The organism is Streptomyces sp. NPDC058157, assembly GCF_042884105.1.
In the GTDB taxonomy this organism is placed as follows: Bacteria; Actinomycetota; Actinomycetes; order Streptomycetales; family Streptomycetaceae; genus Streptomyces.
The window spans coordinates 1-1,755 of sequence record NZ_JBHVUQ010000425.1; the positions used below are offsets into that span (position 1 = coordinate 1).

2 protein-coding genes are annotated in these 1,755 nt (G+C 75.8%); one reads left to right on the top strand and one right to left on the bottom strand.

Features of this window, described 5'->3' with window-relative positions; all coding sequences use genetic code 11:
• Positions 1–934: RNA polymerase sigma factor SigJ (sigJ, locus tag ACFVXK_RS38565; RefSeq protein WP_389622053.1), on the top strand; the 934-nt coding region annotated here is incomplete at its 5' end.
• 45 nt (positions 935–979) lie between these two features.
• Here the strand turns inward: sigJ and ACFVXK_RS38570 are convergent.
• Positions 980–1,666: a MerR family transcriptional regulator gene (locus tag ACFVXK_RS38570; protein ID WP_389622056.1), complete on the bottom strand. Its 687-nt coding sequence runs from the start codon at positions 1,664–1,666 to the stop codon at positions 980–982.
• Positions 1,667–1,755 lie beyond the last annotated feature (89 nt).

The window sequence follows — 1,755 nt, forward strand, 5'->3', positions numbered from 1 at the left end:
GAGCGTGCTCGCCGGTGAGCGCCGGCACCTGACCAACCTTGCCTACCTGGTGCTCGGTTCACTCTTCGAAGGCGAGGTCGCGGTCCAGGAGGGCTACGCCCGCTGGTACGCGATGCCCGGGCCGCGGCGGGCGGCCGTCGAGTCCCCGGGCGCCTGGCTGACGACGGTCGTCAGCCGCGTCTGCCTGGACGTGCTCGGCTCGGCGCGGGTGCGCCGCGAACGGTACGTGGGCCAATGGCTCCCCGAGCCGCTGCCCGACCGCGCCGAATGGCCGGGGAGCCCGCAGCCGGCGGCCGACCCGGCGGACCGGGTCACCCTCGACGATTCGGTGCACATGGCCTTCCTCGTGGTCCTGGAGGCGATGACACCGGCCGAGCGGGTGGCGTTCATCCTGCACGACGTCTTCCGCTACCCCTTCCCGGAGATCGCCCGGATCGTCGGCCGCACCCCGGCGGCCTGCCGCCAGCTCGCCGCCTCGGCCCGCCGCCGCGTCGCGAAGGCCTCCACCCCGGCCACCCCGGGCCCCCGGCAGGCGTCCGTCCTGCGGGACTTCAAGGAGGCCTGGCAGTCGTCCGACATCGAGGCCCTGGTCGGCCTCCTGGACCCCGGGGCCACGATGGTCGCCGACGGCGGGGGCCAGGCCAGTGCCGTCCGGCGCACCATCGAGGGAGGCGCGGACATCGCCGCCTACCTGACGCACATCGCGGCCCTGTCCCCCGACCTCACCCTCCTCGAACGCACGGTCAACGGCCGCCCGGGCCTGGTGGCCCAGCGCGGCGGCGCCACGGTCACGGTGGCGGCCTTCCACCTCACGGAAGGCCGCATCACCCACATCTGGGCGGTCCGCAACCCGCGGAAACTCCACCCCTGGACCGCCCTCACCCCGCACCCGGCCCCACCCGCCGCAGGGCCACCGCACGCCACCGGGGCCTGAACGCCCCGCCCCGCCGACCACCGGGAGACGGCCGAGCGGCGGGCCTCAGTGCGGACCGCACGCCGCCGCCGGCCCGGCGGCGGCCTCGTCCGCCATGCGCCGCCGCACCTGGTCCTCCTGGGCCAGGCGCCGCAGCAGCTCGAAGACCGGGGCGCAGATCGCGAAGACGATGACCGCCCGCTCCGCCAGCGCCACCGGGTCGTCCAGGCACTCCGCCCGCTCCAGGTCCAGCCGGGCCACCGACTCGGCCAGCCGGGCGTAGGCGGCCAGCTCGCCCGGGGCGTACTGGGCGTCCAGCCGGCGCAGTTCCTTCAGGGCCGTCGTCAGCCCCTGGACGTGCGGGGAGGCGGCGGGCGCCCGCCAGTCGAGGGCCGCCAGCAGCTCGGCCACCTCGGCCCCGGCGGTCTCCTCGGCCTCCGCGTCCCCGTCCTCGTCCGCGCCGCCCGCGGAGGAGGCCACCGGCACCGGCAGGGCGTAGCTGATCGCCCCGAGCGCGCCCTCCGTGGTGTGGGCCTGGTCGACCGCGCCGAGCACCTCGCGGGTGGCGGCGATGGACAGCCCGCCGAGCGTGGTCAGCGCCTTGATCAGCCGCAGCCGTTCCGCGTGCTCCTCCCCGTACTCGGCCAGGGTCGCGGCGGTCGCCCGGCCCGCGGGCAGCAGCCCCTGCCGCCGGAAGTACTTGATGCTGGCGACCGGCACGCCGGTCCGCCGGCTGAGCTCCGAGATCTTCATACGGCCTCCCTGCCGGTCATCCGGTCCGGTCTGGCTCACCGGCGCTCGCGGCGATTGGACACCACAACAAGATACTGCCAGTATCCAGT

Bases quoted from the DNA above. Each gene is read 5' to 3' on its own strand.
- ACFVXK_RS38570 (WP_389622056.1), bottom strand. From the start codon at position 1,666: ATGAAGATCTCGGAGCTCAGCCGGCGGACCGGCGTGCCGGTCGCCAGC.